Source organism: Dactylosporangium siamense (genome assembly GCF_016862795.1).
Classification (GTDB): domain Bacteria; phylum Actinomycetota; class Actinomycetes; order Mycobacteriales; family Micromonosporaceae; genus Dactylosporangium; species Dactylosporangium siamense.
In genome coordinates, this window is record NZ_BONQ01000060.1 from 78,918 (window position 1) to 98,046 (window position 19,129).

Annotated in this window: 20 protein-coding genes and 1 other RNA gene; 14 read left to right on the forward strand and 7 right to left on the reverse strand. The window is 71.8% G+C overall.

Annotation, left to right across the window (positions count from 1 at the left end):
• Window positions 1-231 precede the first annotated feature (231 nt).
• The 6 genes from aceE to Dsi01nite_RS20680 all read left to right on the forward strand — a co-directional run bounded on the left by aceE (window position 232) and on the right by Dsi01nite_RS20680 (window position 6,410).
• Window positions 232-2,976, forward strand: a complete 2,745-nt coding sequence (gene aceE / locus Dsi01nite_RS20655) for a pyruvate dehydrogenase (acetyl-transferring), homodimeric type (protein WP_203847839.1) — start codon at window positions 232-234, stop codon at window positions 2,974-2,976.
• An 80-nt stretch (window positions 2,977-3,056) separates the two neighbouring features.
• Complete coding sequence (locus Dsi01nite_RS20660; protein WP_203847840.1) at window positions 3,057-3,701, forward strand: transporter; 645 nt, start codon at window positions 3,057-3,059, stop codon at window positions 3,699-3,701.
• On the forward strand, window positions 3,694-3,996 hold the full coding sequence (locus tag Dsi01nite_RS20665; RefSeq protein WP_203847841.1) for a transcriptional regulator: 303 nt from the start codon (window positions 3,694-3,696) through the stop codon (window positions 3,994-3,996). Before Dsi01nite_RS20660 ends, Dsi01nite_RS20665 begins: the two co-directional genes overlap by 8 nt.
• Window positions 3,996-4,868, forward strand: coding sequence for an ABC transporter ATP-binding protein (locus tag Dsi01nite_RS20670; RefSeq protein WP_203847842.1), 873 nt, complete (start codon window positions 3,996-3,998; stop codon window positions 4,866-4,868). Before Dsi01nite_RS20665 ends, Dsi01nite_RS20670 begins: the two co-directional genes overlap by 1 nt.
• Before the next feature lie 3 nt (window positions 4,869-4,871).
• Window positions 4,872-5,609 carry an ABC transporter permease gene (locus Dsi01nite_RS20675; RefSeq protein ID WP_203847843.1) on the forward strand — a complete coding sequence of 246 codons (738 nt, stop codon included), beginning with the start codon at window positions 4,872-4,874 and terminating at the stop codon, window positions 5,607-5,609.
• A gap of 399 nt (window positions 5,610-6,008) precedes the next feature.
• Window positions 6,009-6,410, forward strand: a complete 402-nt coding sequence (locus Dsi01nite_RS20680; protein ID WP_203847844.1) for a hypothetical protein — start codon at window positions 6,009-6,011, stop codon at window positions 6,408-6,410.
• 253 nt (window positions 6,411-6,663) lie between these two features.
• On the opposite strand, the gene Dsi01nite_RS20685 is transcribed toward Dsi01nite_RS20680, so the two are convergent.
• Window positions 6,664-7,302 carry a bifunctional DNA primase/polymerase gene (locus tag Dsi01nite_RS20685; RefSeq protein ID WP_203847845.1) on the reverse strand — a complete coding sequence of 213 codons (639 nt, stop codon included), beginning with the start codon at window positions 7,300-7,302 and terminating at the stop codon, window positions 6,664-6,666.
• A 193-nt stretch (window positions 7,303-7,495) separates the two neighbouring features.
• Between Dsi01nite_RS20685 and Dsi01nite_RS20690 the strand changes: the two genes are divergently transcribed.
• Genes Dsi01nite_RS20690 through Dsi01nite_RS20710 form a run of 5 tightly spaced genes read left to right on the forward strand, consistent with a single transcriptional unit; the run spans window position 7,496 to window position 12,097 of the window.
• Window positions 7,496-8,728, forward strand: a complete 1,233-nt coding sequence (locus Dsi01nite_RS20690; protein ID WP_203847846.1) for a helix-turn-helix domain-containing protein — start codon at window positions 7,496-7,498, stop codon at window positions 8,726-8,728.
• Window positions 8,729-8,751: 23 nt separating this feature from the next.
• The gene (locus Dsi01nite_RS20695; protein WP_203847847.1) at window positions 8,752-9,306 is read left to right on the forward strand and encodes a flavoprotein; all 555 of its coding nucleotides are present in this window, start codon (window positions 8,752-8,754) and stop codon (window positions 9,304-9,306) included.
• 9 nt (window positions 9,307-9,315) lie between these two features.
• Complete coding sequence (locus tag Dsi01nite_RS20700; RefSeq protein WP_203847848.1) at window positions 9,316-10,107, forward strand: Nif3-like dinuclear metal center hexameric protein; 792 nt, start codon at window positions 9,316-9,318, stop codon at window positions 10,105-10,107.
• A complete protein-coding gene (locus Dsi01nite_RS20705) occupies window positions 10,104-10,844 on the forward strand; it encodes a zinc ribbon domain-containing protein (protein WP_203847849.1) in 741 nt (246 codons plus the stop codon). The genes Dsi01nite_RS20700 and Dsi01nite_RS20705 overlap by 4 nt, the downstream gene beginning before the upstream one ends.
• Window positions 10,841-12,097 (forward strand): bifunctional RNase H/acid phosphatase, encoded by a 1,257-nt coding sequence (locus Dsi01nite_RS20710; RefSeq protein WP_373318799.1) that lies wholly within the window; start codon window positions 10,841-10,843, stop codon window positions 12,095-12,097. Before Dsi01nite_RS20705 ends, Dsi01nite_RS20710 begins: the two co-directional genes overlap by 4 nt.
• On the opposite strand, the gene Dsi01nite_RS20715 is transcribed toward Dsi01nite_RS20710, so the two are convergent.
• A complete protein-coding gene (locus Dsi01nite_RS20715; protein ID WP_203847851.1) occupies window positions 12,094-12,873 on the reverse strand; it encodes a sulfite exporter TauE/SafE family protein in 780 nt (259 codons plus the stop codon). The genes Dsi01nite_RS20710 and Dsi01nite_RS20715 overlap by 4 nt on opposite strands.
• 30 nt (window positions 12,874-12,903) lie before the next feature.
• Between Dsi01nite_RS20715 and rnpB the strand changes: the two genes are divergently transcribed.
• Both rnpB and Dsi01nite_RS20725 read left to right on the forward strand, forming a co-directional pair.
• Window positions 12,904-13,271, forward strand: an RNA gene (rnpB, locus tag Dsi01nite_RS20720) — RNase P RNA component class A.
• Between the two features lie 334 nt (window positions 13,272-13,605).
• Window positions 13,606-14,115, forward strand: a complete 510-nt coding sequence (locus Dsi01nite_RS20725) for a DUF2199 domain-containing protein (RefSeq protein WP_203847852.1) — start codon at window positions 13,606-13,608, stop codon at window positions 14,113-14,115.
• Between the two features lie 350 nt (window positions 14,116-14,465).
• On the opposite strand, the gene Dsi01nite_RS20730 is transcribed toward Dsi01nite_RS20725, so the two are convergent.
• From Dsi01nite_RS20730 to Dsi01nite_RS20740, 3 genes are read right to left on the reverse strand one after another with little or no spacing between them, the layout of a single operon-like run.
• A complete protein-coding gene (locus Dsi01nite_RS20730; RefSeq protein ID WP_239136040.1) occupies window positions 14,466-14,906 on the reverse strand; it encodes an NUDIX hydrolase in 441 nt (146 codons plus the stop codon).
• Window positions 14,903-15,679, reverse strand: a complete 777-nt coding sequence (locus Dsi01nite_RS20735) for a hypothetical protein (RefSeq protein WP_203847854.1) — start codon at window positions 15,677-15,679, stop codon at window positions 14,903-14,905. Before Dsi01nite_RS20735 ends, Dsi01nite_RS20730 begins: the two co-directional genes overlap by 4 nt.
• A 58-nt stretch (window positions 15,680-15,737) precedes the next feature.
• Entirely contained in the window at window positions 15,738-16,583 is an 846-nt protein-coding gene (locus tag Dsi01nite_RS20740; RefSeq protein WP_203847855.1) for a sigma-70 family RNA polymerase sigma factor, read from the reverse strand.
• Between the two features lie 22 nt (window positions 16,584-16,605).
• On the opposite strand from Dsi01nite_RS20740, the gene Dsi01nite_RS20745 reads away from it, so the two are divergent.
• A complete protein-coding gene (locus tag Dsi01nite_RS20745; protein ID WP_203847856.1) occupies window positions 16,606-17,040 on the forward strand; it encodes a pyridoxamine 5'-phosphate oxidase family protein in 435 nt (144 codons plus the stop codon).
• Window positions 17,041-17,046: 6 nt separating this feature from the next.
• Here Dsi01nite_RS20745 and Dsi01nite_RS20750 read toward each other — a convergent pair whose 3' ends face one another.
• Complete coding sequence (locus tag Dsi01nite_RS20750) at window positions 17,047-17,847, reverse strand: inositol monophosphatase family protein (protein ID WP_203847857.1); 801 nt, start codon at window positions 17,845-17,847, stop codon at window positions 17,047-17,049.
• On the reverse strand, window positions 17,844-19,118 hold the full coding sequence (gene aroA, locus Dsi01nite_RS20755) for a 3-phosphoshikimate 1-carboxyvinyltransferase (RefSeq protein WP_239136041.1): 1,275 nt from the start codon (window positions 19,116-19,118) through the stop codon (window positions 17,844-17,846). The genes Dsi01nite_RS20750 and aroA overlap by 4 nt, the downstream gene beginning before the upstream one ends.
• Window positions 19,119-19,129 lie beyond the last annotated feature (11 nt).

Sequence of the window (19,129 nt, forward strand, 5' to 3'; positions counted from 1 at the left end):
CGGTCGTCGTGATGATCGCTCAGTCGCGGTTTTGTCACCCAGAAGTTACCCGCCGGTATCGTGTCGCGCGTCGCAGTTGACGCCCCGTAGACGTGACGGATTGCACTGGGGGCAGGCAGGATGGGACATGGGCTCACACATTGCCTCAACACGCACACCCCGAGGCCATCCCGACCGGCCACCGCGGTCCTACCAACGGCGCGGCCGGTCCTACACCTAGAAGGAACGCCTGTGTCCACCGAACGCAAGCGCCCAGTGATCAGCGACGGCCTGCCGAGTCAACTGCCGGACATCGACCCGGAGGAGACCACCGAGTGGGTCGAGTCGCTGGACGGAGTGATCGACGAGCGCGGCACGAAGCGCGCCCGCTACGTGATGCTGCGCCTGCTGGAGCGCGCGCGGGAGCGACAGGTCGGCGTGCCGCCGCTCACCACCACCGACTACATCAACACGATCGCGCCGGAGCGTGAGCCCTGGTTCCCCGGCGACGAGCACGTGGAGCGGCGGATCCGCGCCTACATCCGGTGGAACGCGGCGATGCTGGTGCAGCGCGCCCAGCGCCCCGACGTCGGCGTCGGCGGTCACATCTCGACCTTCGCCAGCGCCGCCAGCCTCTACGAGGTGGGCTTCAACCACTTCTTCCGCGGCAAGGACCACCCGGGCGGCGGCGACCAGATCTTCTTCCAGGGGCACGCCTCGCCGGGCATGTACGCGCGGGCGTTCATGGAGGGCCGCCTCAGCGAGCAGCAGCTCGACGGGTTCCGCCAGGAGCTGTCGCACCGCGGCATGGGCGGCGGCCTGCCCAGCTACCCGCACCCGCGGCTGATGCCGAACTTCTGGGAGTTCCCGACCGTCTCGATGGGTCTGGGCGGCATCAACGCGATCTACCAGGCGCGGTTCAACCGCTACCTGCACAACCGCGGCTTCAAGGACACCAGCGACCAGCACGTATGGGCGTTCCTCGGCGACGGTGAGATGGACGAGCCGGAGTCGATCGGCGCGATCGGCGTCGCGGCCCGCGAGGAGCTGGACAACCTCACGTTCGTCATCAACTGCAACCTGCAGCGCCTCGACGGTCCGGTGCGCGGCAACGGCAAGGTCATGCAGGAGCTCGAGGCGTTCTTCCGTGGCGCCGGGTGGAACGTGATCAAGGTCGTCTGGGGTCGGGAGTGGGACCCGCTGCTCGCCGCCGACACCGACGGCGCGCTGGTCAACCTGATGAACAAGACCCCCGACGGCGACTACCAGACCTACAAGGCCGAGTCGGGCGCATACGTCCGGGAGCACTTCTTCGGCCGTGACCCGCGCACCCGCAAGATGGTCGAGCACCTCTCCGACGACGAGATCTGGCAGCTCAAGCGCGGTGGCCACGACTACCGCAAGCTGTACGCGGCGTACAAGGCGGCCACCGAGCACACCGGCCAGCCGACGGTCATCCTGGCCAAGACGATCAAGGGCTGGACCCTCGGCTCGCACTTCGAGGGCCGCAACGCGACGCACCAGATGAAGAAGCTGACCCTGCAGGACGTCAAGGACTTCCGCGACCGGCTGTACCTCGACATCCCCGACAGCGCGATCGGCGACAACCCGTACGCGGTGCCGTACTACCGGCCCGACGAGAAGTCCGACGAGATGCAGTACATGCGGGAGCGCCGGGCGCAGCTGGGCGGTCCGGTGCCCAACCGGCGCACCACCCACGTGCCGCTGCCGCTGCCCCAGTCGTCGGTCTACGGCGACATCAAGCGCGGCTCCGGCAAGCAGAAGGTCGCCACCACCATGGCGTTCGTCCGCATGCTCAAGGACCTGATGCGGGACAAGGGCATGGGCCGGCGCTGGGTGCCGGTCATCCCCGACGAGGCCCGCACGTTCGGCATGGACTCGCTCTTCCCGACCGCGAAGATCTACTCGCCGCACGGGCAGAACTACACGCCCGTCGACCGGGAGCTGTTCCTGAGCTACCGCGAGTCCACCAACGGGCAGATCCTGCACGAGGGGATCAACGAGGCCGGCTCGGTGGCGTCGTTCACGGCCGCCGCGACCAGCTACGCCACCCACGGCGAGCCGATCATCCCGGTCTACATCTTCTACTCCATGTTCGGCTTCCAGCGCACCGCGGACGGCATCTGGGCGGCCGCCGACCAGATGTCGCGCGGGTTCCTGCTCGGTGCCACCGCCGGGCGGACCACGCTCAACGGTGAGGGCCTGCAGCACGAGGACGGTCACTCGCTGCTCATCGCGGCGACGAACCCGGCCGTGGTCGCCTACGACCCGGCGTTCGGCTACGAGATCGCGCACATCACCGAGGCCGCGGTCAACCGGATGTACGGCGAGCAGCCCGAGGACCTCATCTACTACCTGACGGTCTACAACGAGCCGATCTTCCAGCCGGCCGAGCCCGCGGACCTCGACGTCGACGGGCTGCTCAGGGGGCTCTACCGCTACCTGCCCGCGACGGTGCAGGACGGCCCGAAGGCGCAGATCCTCGCCTCCGGCACGGGCATGCAGTGGGCGCTGAAGGCGCAGAAGCTCCTGGCCGAGGAGTGGGGGGTGGCCGCCGACGTGTGGTCCGCGACGTCCTGGACCGAGCTGCGCCGCGACGCGGTCGTCGCGGAGGAGCACAACCTGCTGCACCCGGCCGACGAGCCCCGCGTGCCGCACATCACCAGGGCCCTCGAGGGCACGCAGGGCCCGGTCATCGCGGTCTCCGACTTCATGCGGGCCGTGCCGGACCTGATCTCCCGCTGGGTGCCCAACGACTACACGTCGCTCGGCACCGACGGCTTCGGCCTGTCCGACACCCGGCACGCGCTGCGCCGGCACTTCCACGTCGACGCCGAGTCGATCGTGGTCGCCACGCTGCGCCAGCTCGCCCGCCGTGGCGAGGTCCCGGCCGCGGCCCCGGCCGAGGCGGCGAAGAAGTACGCGATCGACGACGTCAACGCCGCCCCGGTCGGCGAGACCGGCGGCGACTCGTAGGACGGCGGTAGGCGACAGAAGCGAGGGGCCGGAAGGCCCCTCTCTTTTGGTAAAGAGGTTTATGGCTTAAAGTTGTTTGCATGACCCCGGTCGACGACGACGCGCCACCCGCCTCACCCGCCGAGTCCCTCGCGCTCATCCGGCAGGAGCAGGCGGCGGTCGCCGACACCGTCGCGATCAACCCCCTGGCCTACTACCTGCCCTGGGGAGTGGCCTGGCTGATCGGCTACGGGCTGCTGTTCCTGCGGTACGGGCCGGGTGGCCGGATCTTCGTCCCCCTGCCGGACTGGCTGCCGCTGGTCACCCTCTTCGCGCTGATGGTCCTGGCGATGACGAGCACGATGGTCGTCTCCGCCCGGCGCGGGCGCGGCGTGCAGGGACGCTCGTCGTGGCAGGGCACGGCCTACGGTCTCGCCTGGTTCCTCGCGTTCGCCGGGGTCGGCTCCACCACCGGGCGCTTCGTCAGGTACCTGCCCGCCGACGAGCAGGGCCTGCTGTGGGCGTGCGTCTCCGTGGGCACCGTCGCCGTCATGTACCTGGCCGGCTCCGCCATCTGGCTGTCGCGCGACATGTTCGTCCTCGGTGCCTGGCTGACCGTCATCAACATCGCCGGCGTCGCGCTCGGCCCCGGTTGGCACTCGCTGCTGATCTCGGCGGGCGGCGGGGGAGGCCTGATCGCGCTGGGGCTCACGCTCGCGATGCGGGAACGGCGCCGGCGTGGCTGACCTCGACCCCGTGATCCACGCCCAGGCGAGACTGCGCATCATGGCCGCCCTGTCCGGGCTGCCCGACGGGGACCGGATGACCTTCCCCCGGCTCCAGCAGATCCTCGACATGACCGCCGGCAATCTGTCGGTGCACCTCACCAAGCTCGAACAGGCGGGCTACGTCGACGTCGCCAAGTCCTTCCGCGGCCGGACCCCGACCACCACGGCCGCGCTGAGCGCCCGCGGCAGGGTCGCGTTCGACGACTACACCGCCGCCGTCCGGGCCCTGCTCGACCCCTCCAAGGAGTCCTGATGCCGCTCGCCCGCACCATCGACGTCACCCGCCGCTACGGCGACCGGACCGCCCTGGACGGGGTCAGCCTCGACATCCCCGCCGGCGGCGTGGTCGGCCTGCTGGGCCCCAACGGTGCCGGCAAGTCGACGCTCATCAACCTGCTCGTCGGCCTGCGCAAGCCGACGAGCGGCGCCGTCGAGCTCTTCGGCGGCGACCCCCGCGACCCGGCCAGCCGCCGCCGGATCGGGGTGACCCCGCAGGAGACCGGCCTGCCCGCGACGCTGCGGGTCAGCGAGTGCGTTGCGTTCGTCGCCGCCCACTTCGCCGACCCGGTCCCGGCCGGTGCGCTCCTGGAGGACTTCGGCCTGGCCGAGGTGGCCCGGCGGCAGACCGGCGGGCTGTCCGGCGGGCAGAAGCGGCGCCTGGCCGTCGCGCTGGCCTTCGTCGGCCGCCCCGAGCTCGTCTTCCTGGACGAGCCGACGACCGGGCTGGACGTGCAGGCCCGGCGCGACCTGTGGACCTACATCAAGGACTACGGGCGCACCGGCACGGTCGTGCTGACCAGCCATTACCTGGAGGAGATCGAGGCCCTCGCCGACCGGGTCGTGGTCATCGGCGGCGGCCGGGTCCTCGCCGACGACACCGTCGAGTCGATCCGCGGCATGGTCGGCATCCACCGGGTCAGCCTCGACACGATCACGCTGCCCGAGCTGCCCGGCGTCGTCGGCGTGGAGGAGGCCGCCGGCCGCACCTCCCTGCTCACCCCGGACCCGGATCAGCTCGTGCGGGACCTCGTCGCGATGAACGTGCCGTTCCGCGGGCTGCAGGTGCAGCCGACCACCCTCGAAGAGGCGTTCCTGACGCTCACCACCGCGAAGACGGGATCCTGACCCATGTCACTGGCGCTCACGCACGCCCGGTTCCGCATCCTGGAGACCCTCCGCATCCCCGTCGCTGTCGTCGGCGGGGCGTTCTTCCCGGCCGCGTCGATGCTGTTCTTCGTCGTGCCGTTCGCCGGCGACGACGCCGTCGGCGCCACCTACGCCACCGCGTCGATGGTCATGTTCGCGGTCATGACCAGCTCCCTGTTCACCTACGGGGTCGGCGTCGCCGAGGACCGCGCCCAGCCGTGGGATCCGTTCAGCCGGACCCTGCCGGCCGGCCCCGCCGCCGCGTTCGCCGGCCGGGTGCTGTCCGGGCTGACGTTCATGTTCATCTCGCTGATCCCGGTGGTGATCATCGGCGCGGCGCTCACCGCGGCCACGGCGTCGCCCTGGCAGCTGCTGCTCGCGCTCGGCGCCGTGGTGCTCAGCGCGCTGCCGTTCACGTTCATGGGCCTGGCGATCGGCTACGCCCTGCCGACCAAGGCCGCCCTGGCGGTCGCGCAGATCATCTTCTTCCCCCTGGCGTTCGGCGGCGGGCTGCTGTCCGCGCCGGGCGACGCGCCGGGGTTCGTCGAGACGATCGCCCCGTACCTGCCGACCCGCGGCGCCGTCGAGCTGGTCTGGGCGGCCGTCGGCGATTTCGAGGTATCGACCACCTCGATGGTCGCGCTGGCCGTCTGGACGGTCGCGGCGGCGGCCTTGGCGGCCTGGGCGTACCGCCGCGACGAGGGAGTCCGCTTCAGCTGATCCGCATCCAGGCGCCCTCCGATCGGTGATCTCACGCCGATCGGAGGGCGCCGATGTATGGCGCAAAGAACATCATTGTCGAGCAATCCGGCGTTGCACGCACAAGGGATCTTCCCTGGTAGGTAGCCTGGAGCAGGTCGGCCTGCGACAGCGCAAGCCGACGTGATGTCGAGGTGCTGACAGCCCGCGGTCGAGAATTGTCGAACCATGCAACGGGACGCACCGTTTCTCCGATCACCGGTGAATCCTTTCTTCAGGGAACATGAAATGTATCTGTGGTACCGCGACCTGACGGTGCGGACTCCGTTGTCCTCGACAGGGCGGCGGCGAGTGACAGCGGCGAGGGCGGGGGGCGGGACGCGTGAGGTCGGGCGCCTGGTCGGGCGGGCGGTGACCGCCGTGGCGCAGCCGGACGCGGTCGGGCTCGTCGTGGCGTACCTGCGCGCTCAGCACCACCTGTCCGGCGCGACCCTGGTCACCGAGCGCCCCGACGACCTGACCGGAAACCTGCCGGTGCTGCTCGTGGAGGCGGTGGGGGAGCCGGCCCGCTCGAGACTGCCCTGGGCCCGGCAGGTGCGCTGGCGGATCGGGCTGCAGGCGTGGGCCGAGGCCGACCAGGTGGAGCGGTTCATCTACGGTGCGCTGACGGCACTGCTCGCCGCCCGCGGTGTCCGGCTGCCCGAGGGGGGCCGGATCGTCCGGATCGACCCGGCCGCCGAGCCGACCGAGGTGCCCGACCGGAAGGCCGCCGAGGGCGTCCTCCGGGTAGTGACGACCATCGACGTCTTGGTCAGTTACTGATCAATTCAGTAGATCAACACTCAACGATGAGTAGGTAGTTCCGTGCTCGTTGAGTAACCCTCCCGAGTTACAAGGGTCGACTTAGGGCTACACCAGCGCTACGTTGTGCATCGGCATGAATTCTGCACGTGAATCTTTTCCGACGCCTAGCGCGCCCCGGCACCATGGCCGCTCGGTTGGTGCGGTGCGCGCACACGGCGACGGCCGGTCCCCCCGAGAGGACCGGCCGCCGGCTTGTGCGGAACTGCCCGGCCTACGCCGCGGTGCGCCAGGTGGCCCTCGGCCCTGCGGCCGCGAGTGGGCCGGCCCCGATGGCGTCGAGCATCAGCGCCTGCACGGCGTAGGGCTCCGCCGGCCGCCAGCCGTGCGTCTCCGGGGACAGCTCCCAGCGGACCCGCCCGCCGAACTGCGGGCTCGGCGGCGCCGGGATCCAGGAGCCCTGCCCGTGCAGCACCACGTCGGGCTGCTGGGCGAGCTCCGGCAGCAGGCCGTGCCCGGGCAGCACCAGGAAGAACCAGCGGTCCGTCAGGCCCTTCTGCTGCGCGACGGCGACCGGTCCCCGTGCCGCGACGAAGCCGTCGCCCAGCAGCGCCGCGCGGCCCAGCGCCGCGGAGACCTCGAGCACGTCGAAGGCGTGCCCGGTGGGGAACAGCACCGTGTACGGATGGACCCGCCACCACTCGGCGACGAGCGCCGGCGAGCGGCTCGGCGTGTAGGCCGTCGGGTGGCACGCCACGGTGCGGCAGCCGGCCTCGCCGCAGTCGAAGCGGCGCTCCTTGGCGTGCCGGCCGGCGTGCTGGCCGACCAGGTAGGCGCCGGGCAGGACGTGCCACCCGTGCTCGACGTACCGGACCGCCGCTTTTCGCAGCTTGGCGCGTTCCCAGGACCGCATGTGCTCCTCCTAGCAGGGGAGATCACTCGAAAGTGCCCACAGCACCACGTCGCGTCACCGGACGTCCTGTGCGTCGTTGGCAATGGCGACGGGGGCTGCAACTTGCACATCGGAACGTATGAGCGGGAACGCCGGACGAACCGCACAAAAGGTGCGATGTCGACCGAGCGGGTGACCTCCGGAGGTGAGCGGCGTGGATGAGCTGCCGATCGGCCGGCGCGTGGCCTACTGGCGAAACCGGCGCAAGATGTCCCAGCAGGTCTTCGCGGACCGGCTCGGGAAGTCGAAGAGCTGGGTCGACAAGGTCGAACGCGGCGTGCGCCGGCTGGACAAGTTCTCGGTGGTCTACGAGATCGCCGACGTGCTCCAGCTGGACGTGCAGATCCTGCTCGGCAAGGACCCGGAGCGGCGCCCCGACAGCGTCAACTGCGTCGACCAGGTCGAGGTCGAGGAGATCCGGGCCGCCCTGGAGCGCTACGACCAGATCAGCGCCTTCTTCTACGCGCCGCCGGAGCCCCCGCCCCTGGCCGAGATGCGCAAGGCCGTCACCCACGCGTGGCTGAGCTACCAGCACGCCAAGTACGGCATGCTCGCCCGCACCCTGCCGCGCCTGCTGCGGGAGGCCCAGGCCGCCGACACCGCCTACGCCGGCGACGGGCCGGGCCGCGAGTCCGCCCACCTGCTCGGGCAGGTGTACCAGATCGCGTCGTCGGCGCTGCGCAAGCTCGGCGAGCACGAGCTGGCCTGGCTCGCCGCCGACCGCTCGATCGCGGTGTCCCAGCGCGCCGGCGACCAGCTGCTGGCCGGCACCGCCACCACCCGCGTCGCCTCGGCGCTGCTCGCCCTCGGCCGGTCCCGCCCGGCCCTGGAGATCAACGTCAACATCGCCAACCGGCTCGCCCCCGGCACCAACGGCAACGACTGCGCACCCGAGCGCATGTCGGTCTACGGCATGCTGCTGCTGCAGGGCGCGATGGCCGCCGCCCGCATCGGCGACGGCGCCACCGTCCGGGACCTGCTGCACGGCGCCGAGGACGCGGCCAGGGGACTCGACGGCGACCACAACTACTACTGGTCCTGCTTCGGGCCGACCAACGTGCAGCTGCACCGCGCCGCAGCCGCCGTCGAGCTCGGCGAGGGTCGGGTCGCGGTCGAGGTGCACGAGGCCCTGGACCTGGACGCGTTCCACACGCTGCTGCCGGAGCGCCGCGCGCACCACTACCTCGACCAGGCCCGCGCCCACGCGATGCTCGGCGACATCGACCTGGCCAGCGAGATGCTCCTGGAGGGCGACCGGCTCGCCCCGTCGGAGATCCGCTGCCGTCCCCTGGCCCGGGAGGTGCTCAGCGACGTGCTGCGACGCACCCGCGGTACGCCGTCGGCGCCCGTCGCGGAACTCGCCGAGCACATGAGCGTCGGGGTGTAGAAGCCAGGTAGCACAATGCCCGCATGGCCGGTCATGTCCTATACGCCGTGATGTGCGGATCGCCCGTCACGCAGGATGCCAGCAAGCTCGTGTCGCTCGCCCAGGCGAAAGGCTGGGAGGTCTGCGTGGTCGCCACGCCGGACGCCCTGAAGTGGCTCGACATCCCCCGCCTCGTCGCCCAGACCGGACACCCCGTCCGGCACCGGTACAAGTACCCGGGCGACCCCGACATCCTCCCGCAGGCCGAGGCGATGATCGTCGCCCCGGCAACCGTCAACACGATCAACAAGTGGGCCGCCGGCATCGCCGACACCCTGGCCCTCGGCCTGCTCGTCGAGGGCCTCGGCATGGGCCTGCCGATCGTCGCGGTGCCGTTCACCAACGCCGCCATGGCCCGCCACCCGGCGTTCGGCGAATCCGTGGAGAAGCTGCGCTCCTGGGGCGTCACCGTCCTCTACGGCCCGGACGTGCTGCCGCTGCACCCGCCCGGCACCGGCGAGCGGATCGTCGACACGTTCCCGTGGCACCTGCCCGTCGACGCGCTCGACCGGCAGACGGCACGGGAGGACGTGGAGTAACGTCGCGCCGTGCTTGTCGCCGAACTCGTCGAACTGCTCGAGCAGCGCTACCCGCCCTCCTGGGCCGAGAGCTGGGACCGGGTCGGCCTCACCCTCGGTGAGCCGACCGCCGAGGTCACCAGGGTCCTCCTCGCCGTCGACTGCGACCCGCGGACCGTCGCGGAGGCCGTCGAGGCGGGGGCGGAATTCATGTTCACCCACCACCCACTGCTGCTGCGCGGCGTGTCCAGCGTCGCGCCCACCACGTACAAGGGCCGCATCGTCCATCAGCTGATCCGGGCGGGCATCGCCCTGCACACCGCGCACACCAACGGCGACGTGGCCGACCCGGGCGTCTCCGACGCGCTCGCCGCCCGCCTCGGCCTGCTCGACGTGCGCCCCCTCGTGCCGATCGCCGACACCGGCCGTGGCCACGGCCGGATCGGACGCCTGCCAGCTCCGATGGCACTGGCAGACCTGGCGAAGCTCGTGTCCTCGTCGGTGGGTGGGGTACGGGTGGCAGGTCCCGCCGACACCACCATCCGCACGGTTGCCGTGTCCGGTGGTGCCGGCGACGCGTTCCTGGCCGACGCCGCGCGCGCGGGTGTTGACGCATACTTGACCTCGGATCTGCGCCACCATCCGGCACACGAGCACCTCGCGGCCGGCGGGCCCGTGCTGCTCGACGTCTCGCACTGGGCGTCCGAGCGGCCCTGGCTCGACGACGTCGCGGCATTCCTGCGACGCGAGACCGGCCTGCAGACCATCGTGTCCGATGTGGACACCTCACCGTGGACGTTCTTGGAGGACGGTAATTCGTGAAGGCTGACCCAGAGGCTCAGCGGCGCCTGCTCGACCTGCAGGCGATCGACATCGCGCTCACCCAGCTCGCGCACAAGCGCAAGTCGCTGCCCGAGCACGCCGAGCTCGACCGGCTGGCCCGCGAACTGTCCACGATGGAGGACCAGCGCGTGCGCGCCCAGGTCGCGGTCGACGACTTCGACCGCGACATCAGCCGCCTCGAGCGCGACGCCGAGCAGGTCCGCGCCCGCAAGGACAAGGACCAGGTCCGGCTCGACGCCGGCACCGGCCCCGCCCGCGAGCTGGAGGCGCTCCAGCACGAGATCGCCACGCTCAACCGGCGCCAGAGCGAGCTCGAGGACGCCGAGCTGGAGCTGATGGAGGAGCGGGAGACCGCGCAGGCCACCCTCGACGACATCGTCGGCCGCCTCACCGAGACCCGGTCGGTGCGGGCCGCCACCGAGCAGCGCCGCGACGAGACCCTCGCGGGCCTCGCCAAGGACGAGGAGTTCCGCCGCTCAGGCCGCAAGCCCCTCGCCGCCGACCTCCCGGCCGACCTCATCACCCTCTACGACAAGATCCGCGACAGCAGCGGCGGCATCGGCGCCGCCATGCTCCGCCACGGCCGCTGCGAAGGCTGCCGGATCGAGCTCTCCGGCGGCGACCGGGCCCGCGTCAAGGCCGCCGCCCCCGACGAGGTCGTCCGCTGCGAGGAATGCCGGCGCATCCTCGTGCGGACCGCGGAGTCCGGTCTGTGAAGGTCACGATCGAAGCCGACGGTGGGTCCAGGGGCAACCCCGGACCCGCCGGCTACGGCGCGGTCGTGCGTTCCGACACCGGCGAGGTCCTCGCCGAACGCCTCGGCCGGCTCGGCGTCACCACCAACAACGTCGCGGAGTACACCGGCCTGATCGAAGGCCTGCGCGCCGCCGCTGAGGTCGGCGCCGACGAGGTCGAGGTCCGCATGGACTCCAAGCTCGTCGTCGAGCAGATGTCGGGCCGGTGGCAGATCAAGCACCCCGGCCTGCGCCCCCTCGCCGAGCAGGCGGGGCAGCTCGCGCGGGCGTTCCGGGTGGTGCGCTACTCGTGGATCCCCCGGGAGCGCAACAAGCACGCCGACCGGCTCGCCAACGCCGCCATGGACGGCAAGGACGCCCCCGACCCGCCCGCCGCCGCGGTGCCTCCCGTCGAGGCCGCGCCGGTCGCGGGTCCGGACTCGCCCGGCCGTGCGGCGGCCCGGGCCGCCGCGGCCGCTGCGGCGGCCTCGTCCGGCGCCGGCTCGTCCGCTGCCGGCGCTTCCGCGCCTGTCATCGCCTCCGCGGTGGGTGCCTCGTCAGATGTCGATGCGCCAGCTGAGGGTCCACGGTCGTGGGCGCCGCCGACGACCGGGTCACCGCTGCGGATGGTGCTCGTGCGGCACGGCGAAACGCCGTACACCATCGAAAAACGCTATTCGGGTCGCAGCGACATCCCACTCTCGGAGAGCGGCCGTGATCAGGCCGCCCGGGCCGCCGGCCGGGTCCGTGCCCTGGCCCCCGACCTCGCCGTCGCCGTCAGCTCCCCGCTGCGCCGCTGCCTGGAGACCGCCGCCGCGCTCGGCACGGTCTTCGGCGGCCTCGAGACCGTCGTCGAGCCGGACCTGGTCGAGTGCGACTTCGGCGAGTGGGACGGCATGACGTTCGCCGAGGTGCGCGCCGCCTACCCGAACGAGCTCGACCGCTGGCTCGCCTCGCCGCTCGTCGCCCCACCCGGCGGCGAGTCGATGCAGCAGGTCACCATCCGCGTCCGGCGCGCGCTGCGACGGCTGCAGCAGCAGTACGCCGGGCAGCAGATCGCCGTCGTCAGCCACGTGACCCCGATCAAGTCACTGCTCCGCGACGCCCTCGCCGCCGGCGACACGTTCATGTACCGGCTCTACCTGGACCCGGCCGGCGTCTCGGTCGTCGACTCGTGGCCCGACGGCGGGGTCGCCGTGCGGACCGTGAACGACACCTCGCACCTGGCTCCTTAGAACACCGCACGGTAGAGCAGGACCAGACCCACCCCGGTGCCGAAGGCGACGATCAGCCACTTCAGCACCTTCGACGGCAGCCGGCGGGCGAGGCGGGCGCCCACGTATCCACCGATCATCGCCGTGGGCGCGACGACGAGCACGTCCGCCCAGGCGACCGGCCCGAACGCCGCGAACGCGCACACCGTGACGAGCCCGCCGAGCGCCGACACCACGTTCTTCAACGCGCTGATCCTGGCCATGGACTGGTCCAGGACGAGGCCCAGCGCCGCGACCAGCATCACGCCGAGCGCCGCGCCGAAGTAGCCGCCGTACAGCGAACCGGCGAACACCATCGCGTGCAGGCTCAGCGTCCGGCGCCGCTCGGTCATGTCCCGCGGGTGCCCGACCAGCCCCCGCAGCCGCTCCTGGAACGCCAGGATCGTCGTCGCCCCCAGCACCAGGAACGGCACCACCAGGTCGAACGCCCGCGCCGGCGTGGCCAGCAGCAGCGCACACCCCAGCGCGGCCGCCACCACCGACGTGGGGACGAGCATGACGAGGGTCTTCTTGGAACTGTCCCGCGCCAGATCCTTGAGGTCGGTGCGGCTGCCGTACACCGACGCCACGTATCCGGGGAACACCGACACGGAGTTCGTCACGTTCGCCGCCACCGGGCTCAACCCGGTCGCGATCAGCGCCGGGAACGTGATCAGCGACCCGCCGCCGGCGATCGCATTGACCGTGCCGGCGGCCAGCCCGGCACCCGACAGGAGCGCGATGTCTACAAGGTTCATGGTCCGGCCTAGGATAGTCAGCACGACGGACGAGTCGACCGGGCGGCCGCGTCGGCACCTTCACCGGTGCCGCCGAGGAACGTCCGGGCTCCAGAGGGCAGGGTGGTTGTTAACGGCAACCCGGGGCGACCCGCGGGACAGTGCCACAGAGAACAGACCGCCCGGCCACACGGCCGGGTAAGGGTGAAACGGTGGGGTAAGAGCCCACCAGCGCCCCGGGTGACCGGGGCGGCTAGGTAAACCCCACCCGGAGCAAGGTCAGACGCAGGCGTTCGAGGGCTGCCCGCCCGAGCCTGCGGGTAGACCGCTAGAGCCTGCCGGCAACGGTAGGCCGAGATGGATGGCCGCCCCCCGCCCACAGGCGGGGACAGAACCCGGCGTACAGGTCGACTCGTCCGTTGCCTGCTTGTCGTGGCCCTGCTGGTGGCGTCTGACCTGGTGTCTCGAACGTCGGTACTGGTCGACGTCGGTCAATGCTGGGCGTCGTTTGACGGCCCGGTGACGACCCCGACGGCCCAGGGACGGCCCGACGTAGATCAACTTGGACGGCCTGCGGGCTGCTCTTCGTCGGTTGCTTCCGCAACCTGCTTCGGACCCGAACAGGCTTCCCGGGTCGCGGCGAGTAGCCCTGCCCGCCGGAGGCGACGAGGCACCGGCCCACAACGGACGCTGGGTCGGCCCGCCCGCGGGCAGGCGACAGGCACGCACGACGGTCAGGGCAGAATGTCGACCATGACCGCAGTACCGCAACTCGTCTGCTCGTACTGCCACCAGCGGGTCGAAGGCACCGACCTCGATTTCCGCTTCAAGCTGCCAGATCCGCTGTTCGCGATTCCCGAGGCAGAGCGCCCGGCACGCATCAGCGATAGCGGCGACATGGTGGGGGCGGACGGCGTTGGAGTCTTCGTCCGCGTGCTGCTGCCGGTTCGCCTTACCGAGGGCTACCAGATCACCTACGGCACGTGGCTTTGCCTCATGACCAGGGAGGACTTCGACCGCGTTCGCAGCCTTTGGCACTCGCCGGACTACCCGTCGCTGGTTGTTGACGGTGTCCTGGCCAACGCGATCGAACCCTGGGGAGCGCCCCTGGTGAAGCGGGCTCGGGTGGCCGTCCGTCACCCCGACCGGGTGCCGTACGTGGAGGCGATCGAGGACGACGAAATGGGCAAGGTGCTCACCGAAACGTGGTCCCGCGACTGGGTGCTGTCCGCCATCCCGGGAGAAGCCTGGCATGGCCATTGACAGGGGCGTTGGCAACGTAATCGTTCGTGTAACGGTCGATCTCCAACTGGAAGGTCCAGCGGCCTTCATTGATGGCGAGATGGTCGGGGGAGTCGCTCGCTGCTCCGCCGGCTCCACCACGACCGCGCGAGCGGTGGCCGTGGATCGCCGAGCATCCCGAGTGGGTGTGGGGGCGAGGTAAAGACCGGATCGCCACCGGCGGGACAGGGGCCGATCGACGTCAGCCAACAGGACGATCACGCCGAAGTGACCCTCTGGTGCGGCGTCGGCGGTCACCCGAACGACGGGCGCACGGACGGCTGGGGCTGAGCTCACCGGCGAGCGGCGGCGCTGGTCGCTGGTCGCGGCGTTTACGGCAGGGTGCCGTCTGGCAGGAGCGTGACCCCGTTGTGCAGGCGGACGGCGGTGTCGTGGCTGTCGAGCGCGTCGAGCACCCGGATGGCGAACACCTCGTCGGTCTCGGCCTCGATCCTGGCCGGTGTCCACCACTCGACGGCGGCGGCCTCGTCAGTGGGAGCGGCCCGGCCGCCAGTTGCGGTCGCTCGGAACACCAGGGCGACGACGCCCAGCTTGACGTTCTTGTACACGCCGGTCAGGCGGCCCGGGTCGATCTCGACGCCGGTCTCTTCCAGCACCTCGCGGCGGAGTCCGGTGGGGATGGACTCGTCGAGTTCGAGGATGCCGCCGGGGATCTGCCACTTGCCGTTGTCGCGGCGCTGGATCACCAGGACCCGACCGGCGTCGTCGGTGACGACGGCCGCGACAGAGACGGAGTGCAGGGGTCGGCTCACGAGGTGCTCCCATCGAAGAGGCATAGGGCCGCCGCGCCATCCGTCAGCAGTGCAGCGCGGCTGACCCGGTTGCCGCCGGTCATTGGCAGCGTGCCGGTGACCGCGTGGCGGGCTGCCACCGGGTCAGCGGCCGCGATCCAGTAGCCATCCTCGCGATTGGTCAACGCCCGCTGCCGCGTGACCATGTGGCGTACTCCAGCGGCATGCTCCTGGCTGCCGATGCGATGCGCTCCGGAGAGAGCAGCCGCGCGGAGCGGCGTCACGGCAGCCGCGAAGCGGGGATCGGTGATGACCGTGACGACGTCGGCTCGCTCGACCACGAGCGGACTGTCGCAGAGGACCAGGTATTCAAGGACCTTGCCGCCGGCTCGGACAAGGCAGACAGTGCTTGCCGGGGTGCCCGGATGCTGGAGGTCGCAGGTGTCGCTGTGGTACGTGGCAACCTGGGCGATGGCATCCCCCAGGAGGTCGGCGAGTGGGGCGTTGTCGTGCTGGCTGTGGGCCGCGGCGATGTGCGCGCCGAGGCGGCGGACGTACCACGACGGTCCGTGGCGGCAACCGGTGTCGAGCGGGTCGGGCGCTGAGACGCCGTCGAGGACGCCGACCAGGTCAGGTAACGCGAACGCGAAGTCCTCATTGGCGCTGCGGCCGGGGGACGGCTGCGACGCGATCCTGACCTCCATCAGCCGGCCGTCGAAGGCGACGGGCCGGACGCGGATGACGTCGACGCGTTCGGCTACGTCAGCGCGATGGAGACCCTGTGGCAGCGCCACATCGGTGCCCTTCGTGCTGCCGGTGAGCGGAAGCGAGCACCGGAGGCCCCCGCTCCGGTCAGGCCGGGAAACCTTCCAGGTCGAGGCGGTCCAGGGTGACGGGGTCGCCGAGGAGCTCGATCTCCACGACCTTGCCGTCCTCGACGACGAAGTCGAAGACCACGCGGGGGCTGCCGCCGACGGACCAGACCAAGCCGGCGAAGCCGTCGACGAGGGCGGTCTGCGCGCCCCTGGCCCGGCCGGTGAACGTCGCGGCGACCGCGTCCGCGCCGTGGACCTCGGGGGCGGCGCCGGACAGTACCGTGGCCGCGTCGGCACGCAGGACGACGTCGGGATCGAGCAGGGCGAGGAGTGCCTCGAAGTCGCCACCGCGGGAGGCCGCGAGGAAGGCGTCCACGACCTCGCGCTGCCGGGGCAGGTCGGGGTCGCGGGGAGCGTCGGCGCCCTGGACCCGGCGGCGGCCGCGGCTGGCGAGCTGGCGGGCGGCGGCGGGGGTGCGGCCGACGACGGTGGCGATGTCCTCGAACGGCACCGCGAACAGGTCGTGCAGGACGAACGCGAGCCGTTCCGCGGGGGTGAGGGTGTCGAGCACCACGAGCATCGCCTGCCCCACGTCGTCGGCGAGGATCGCTTCGTGCTCGGGGTCGACCGTCGGGGCGAGCGAGACGACGGGGACGGCTGTCTTCCGGCTGCGGAGCTGGTCGAGGCAGATCCGACCGACGACGGTGGTCAGCCAGCCGCCGAGGTTGTCCACGGCGGTGTGGTCGGACCGGCTCAGCCGCAGCCATGCCTCCTGGACGGCGTCCTCGGCCTCGACGCGGGCGCCGAGCATGCGATACGCCACGCCCAGCAGATGTCCGCGGTGCTCCTCGAACCGGGCGGCCAAGAGGGCGGAGTCGTCCACCGCCACAGCTTAGGCTGGGGCCATGACCGCGCCGGCACGCACCACGACGCAGCGGGTCGCCGACACGCTGCATCGTCTCGAGCACGACGTCGACGCCTGGGTGGCGACCGCGTCGCCGCAGGGGGAGCCGTGCATGGTGCCGCTGTCGTTCCTGTGGGACGGCGCGACGCTGCTGTTCTCCACCGCGCCCGGCAACCCGACGGCCCGCAACCTCGCCGTGAACGGACGGGCCCGGGTCGGTGTCGGGCCGACCCGGGACGTGGTCCTCATCGAGTGTGCCGTGGAGTCGTTGCCGGCCGCCGGCATGGCGCCCGACGTCGTCGACGCGTTCGCCGCGAAGACCGGGTTCCGGCCCGGTCCGAAGTACGTCTACCTGCGAATGACACCTCTGTGGGTGCAGGCGTGGCGCGAGGTGAACGAACTCGCCGAACGCGAGCTGCCGCAGCCGCTGGCGTGAAGCGCGTCAGGACCTCTCGAAGAGCTTCAGGGTCGCCGCGTGCAGCGGGCCGCTCCTGGCGAACAGCGCCGGGCCGGCGCCGGGGCTCGTGCGTCCGTCGAGGCCGCTGTACCAGCCGCCGGCCTCCCGCACGATGAGCGACGTGGCCGCGAAGTCCCAGACCTGACCCCGGGTCTGCACGGCCAGGTCGAGCCGCCCGTCGGCGACCAGCAGCGCCGCGTGGGTCGGCCACGGCTCCTTGTGCGCCGTGGCGAGCAGCGGCTCGAGCATCGTCCACTCGGCCGGGAACACCTGGCCGTCGAAGGGCACGACGCCGAGCCTGGCGCCGTCGGGTGTGTCGGCGCCGGTGGAGGCGACCCGCAGGCGCCGGGCTGGACCGTCGTCGTCGATCCGGGAGTGGTACGCCCCGACGCCGCGCTCGGCCCACCACAGCGCACCCTGCGCCGGCACGGCGGCCACCCCCGCCACGATCTCGCCGTCCTCCTCGAGGGCGACGAGGACCAGCCACCGGTCGTCGCCGGCGACGAACATCGCGGTGCCGTCGATCGGGTCGATGATCCAGCGGCGGCCGCCGGCACCGGTCAGGCCGCCCTCCTCGCCGAGGATCGCGTCGGCGGGCCGCGCCGCGGCGAGGACGTCCCGGACCGCGGCCTCGACGGCCCGGTCGGCCTCGGTGACGGTGCTGCCGTCGGCCTTGAGCTCCCTGGGCAGCCCGGCGAGCGCCGCGAAGTACCGCAGGCCGACCGCCGCGCCGGCCAGGGCGGCGCGGCGGGCCAGCGCGATGTCGCTGTCGTCCGGTCCGGTCACAGGCGCGCCAGGTCGACGAAGTACGTCGGGTACGTCTTCGCCACACAGCGCGGGTCGCGGATCTCGATGCCGGGCACCCGCAGGCCGAGCAGCGCCAGGCTCATCGCCATGCGGTGGTCCTCGTACGTGTCGAAGGCCGTCGGCGCGGGCGGGCCCGGGTTGATGGTGAACCCGTCCTCGTCCTCGACCGCGTCGAGGCCGGCCCGGCGCAGCTCGGTGACGACCGCGGCGATCCGGTCGGTCTCCTTCTTGCGGATGAAGCCGATGCCGCGCACCCGGGTCGGGGAGTCGGCGAACACGGCCACCGCCGCCAGGGTCTGTGCGGTGTCGGAGATGTCGGCCATGTCGACGTCGATGCCGTGCAGCGTGCCGGTGCCGGTGACGGTGATCCGGTCGGCGGTCCGCTCGACCCGGGCGCCCATCCGCTCGAGCAGGTCCGCGAAGCGCACGTCGCCCTGCAGGCTCCCGGTGCCGAGACCCTCGACGGTGACCCGGCCCTCGCCGATCGCGGCGGCGGCGAGCAGATACGACGCGGCGCTGGCGTCGGGCTCGATCGCGTAGTCCGTCGCCCGGTACGCCCCCGGCTGCACCCGCAGCCCGTCGACGGTGACCCCGAACGCCGCCATGACGGCCGTGGTCGCCTCGACGTAGGGGACCGAGACCAGCGGCGAGGTCAGCTCCACCGACAGCCCGTCGGCCATCAGCGGCCCGGCCATCAGCAGCCCGGACAGGAACTGGCTGGACAGGTGACCCGGCAGCGGGACCTTGCCGCCGGCGACCGGCCCGGTGACCGCGACGGGCAGGAACCCGGGCGTGCCCAGGTCCTCGACCGTCGCGCCGAGCTCGCGCAGCGCGTCGGTCAGCGGGCCGAACGGCCGGGCCCGCAGCTGCGGCGAGCCGTCCACCACACTGCGCACCGGACGCAGCGCCGCCGCCGGCAGGACGAAGCGCGACGTGGTGCCCGACATCCGGGCGTCGACGGTGGCCGGCTCCGTGGCGGTGCGCGGGTCGACGCCGTCGACGACGACGGTGTACGCCGCCTCGTCGGCCGTCACCGTCGCGCCCAGCGCCCGCACGGCGCCGAGCATCGCGTGCGTGTCGTCGGCGAACAGCACCCCCGTCAGCGTGCTGCGGCCCGGGGCGAGCGCCGCGCAGATCAGGGCGCGGTTGGTGATGCTCTTCGAACCCGGCGGCCGCAGCGACACGTCCGGCGGTGCGCTCAGCGGGGTGACGGCTAGGACATCGGGCAGCTCATCGGCATGGAGGCTCACCATCCGATTGT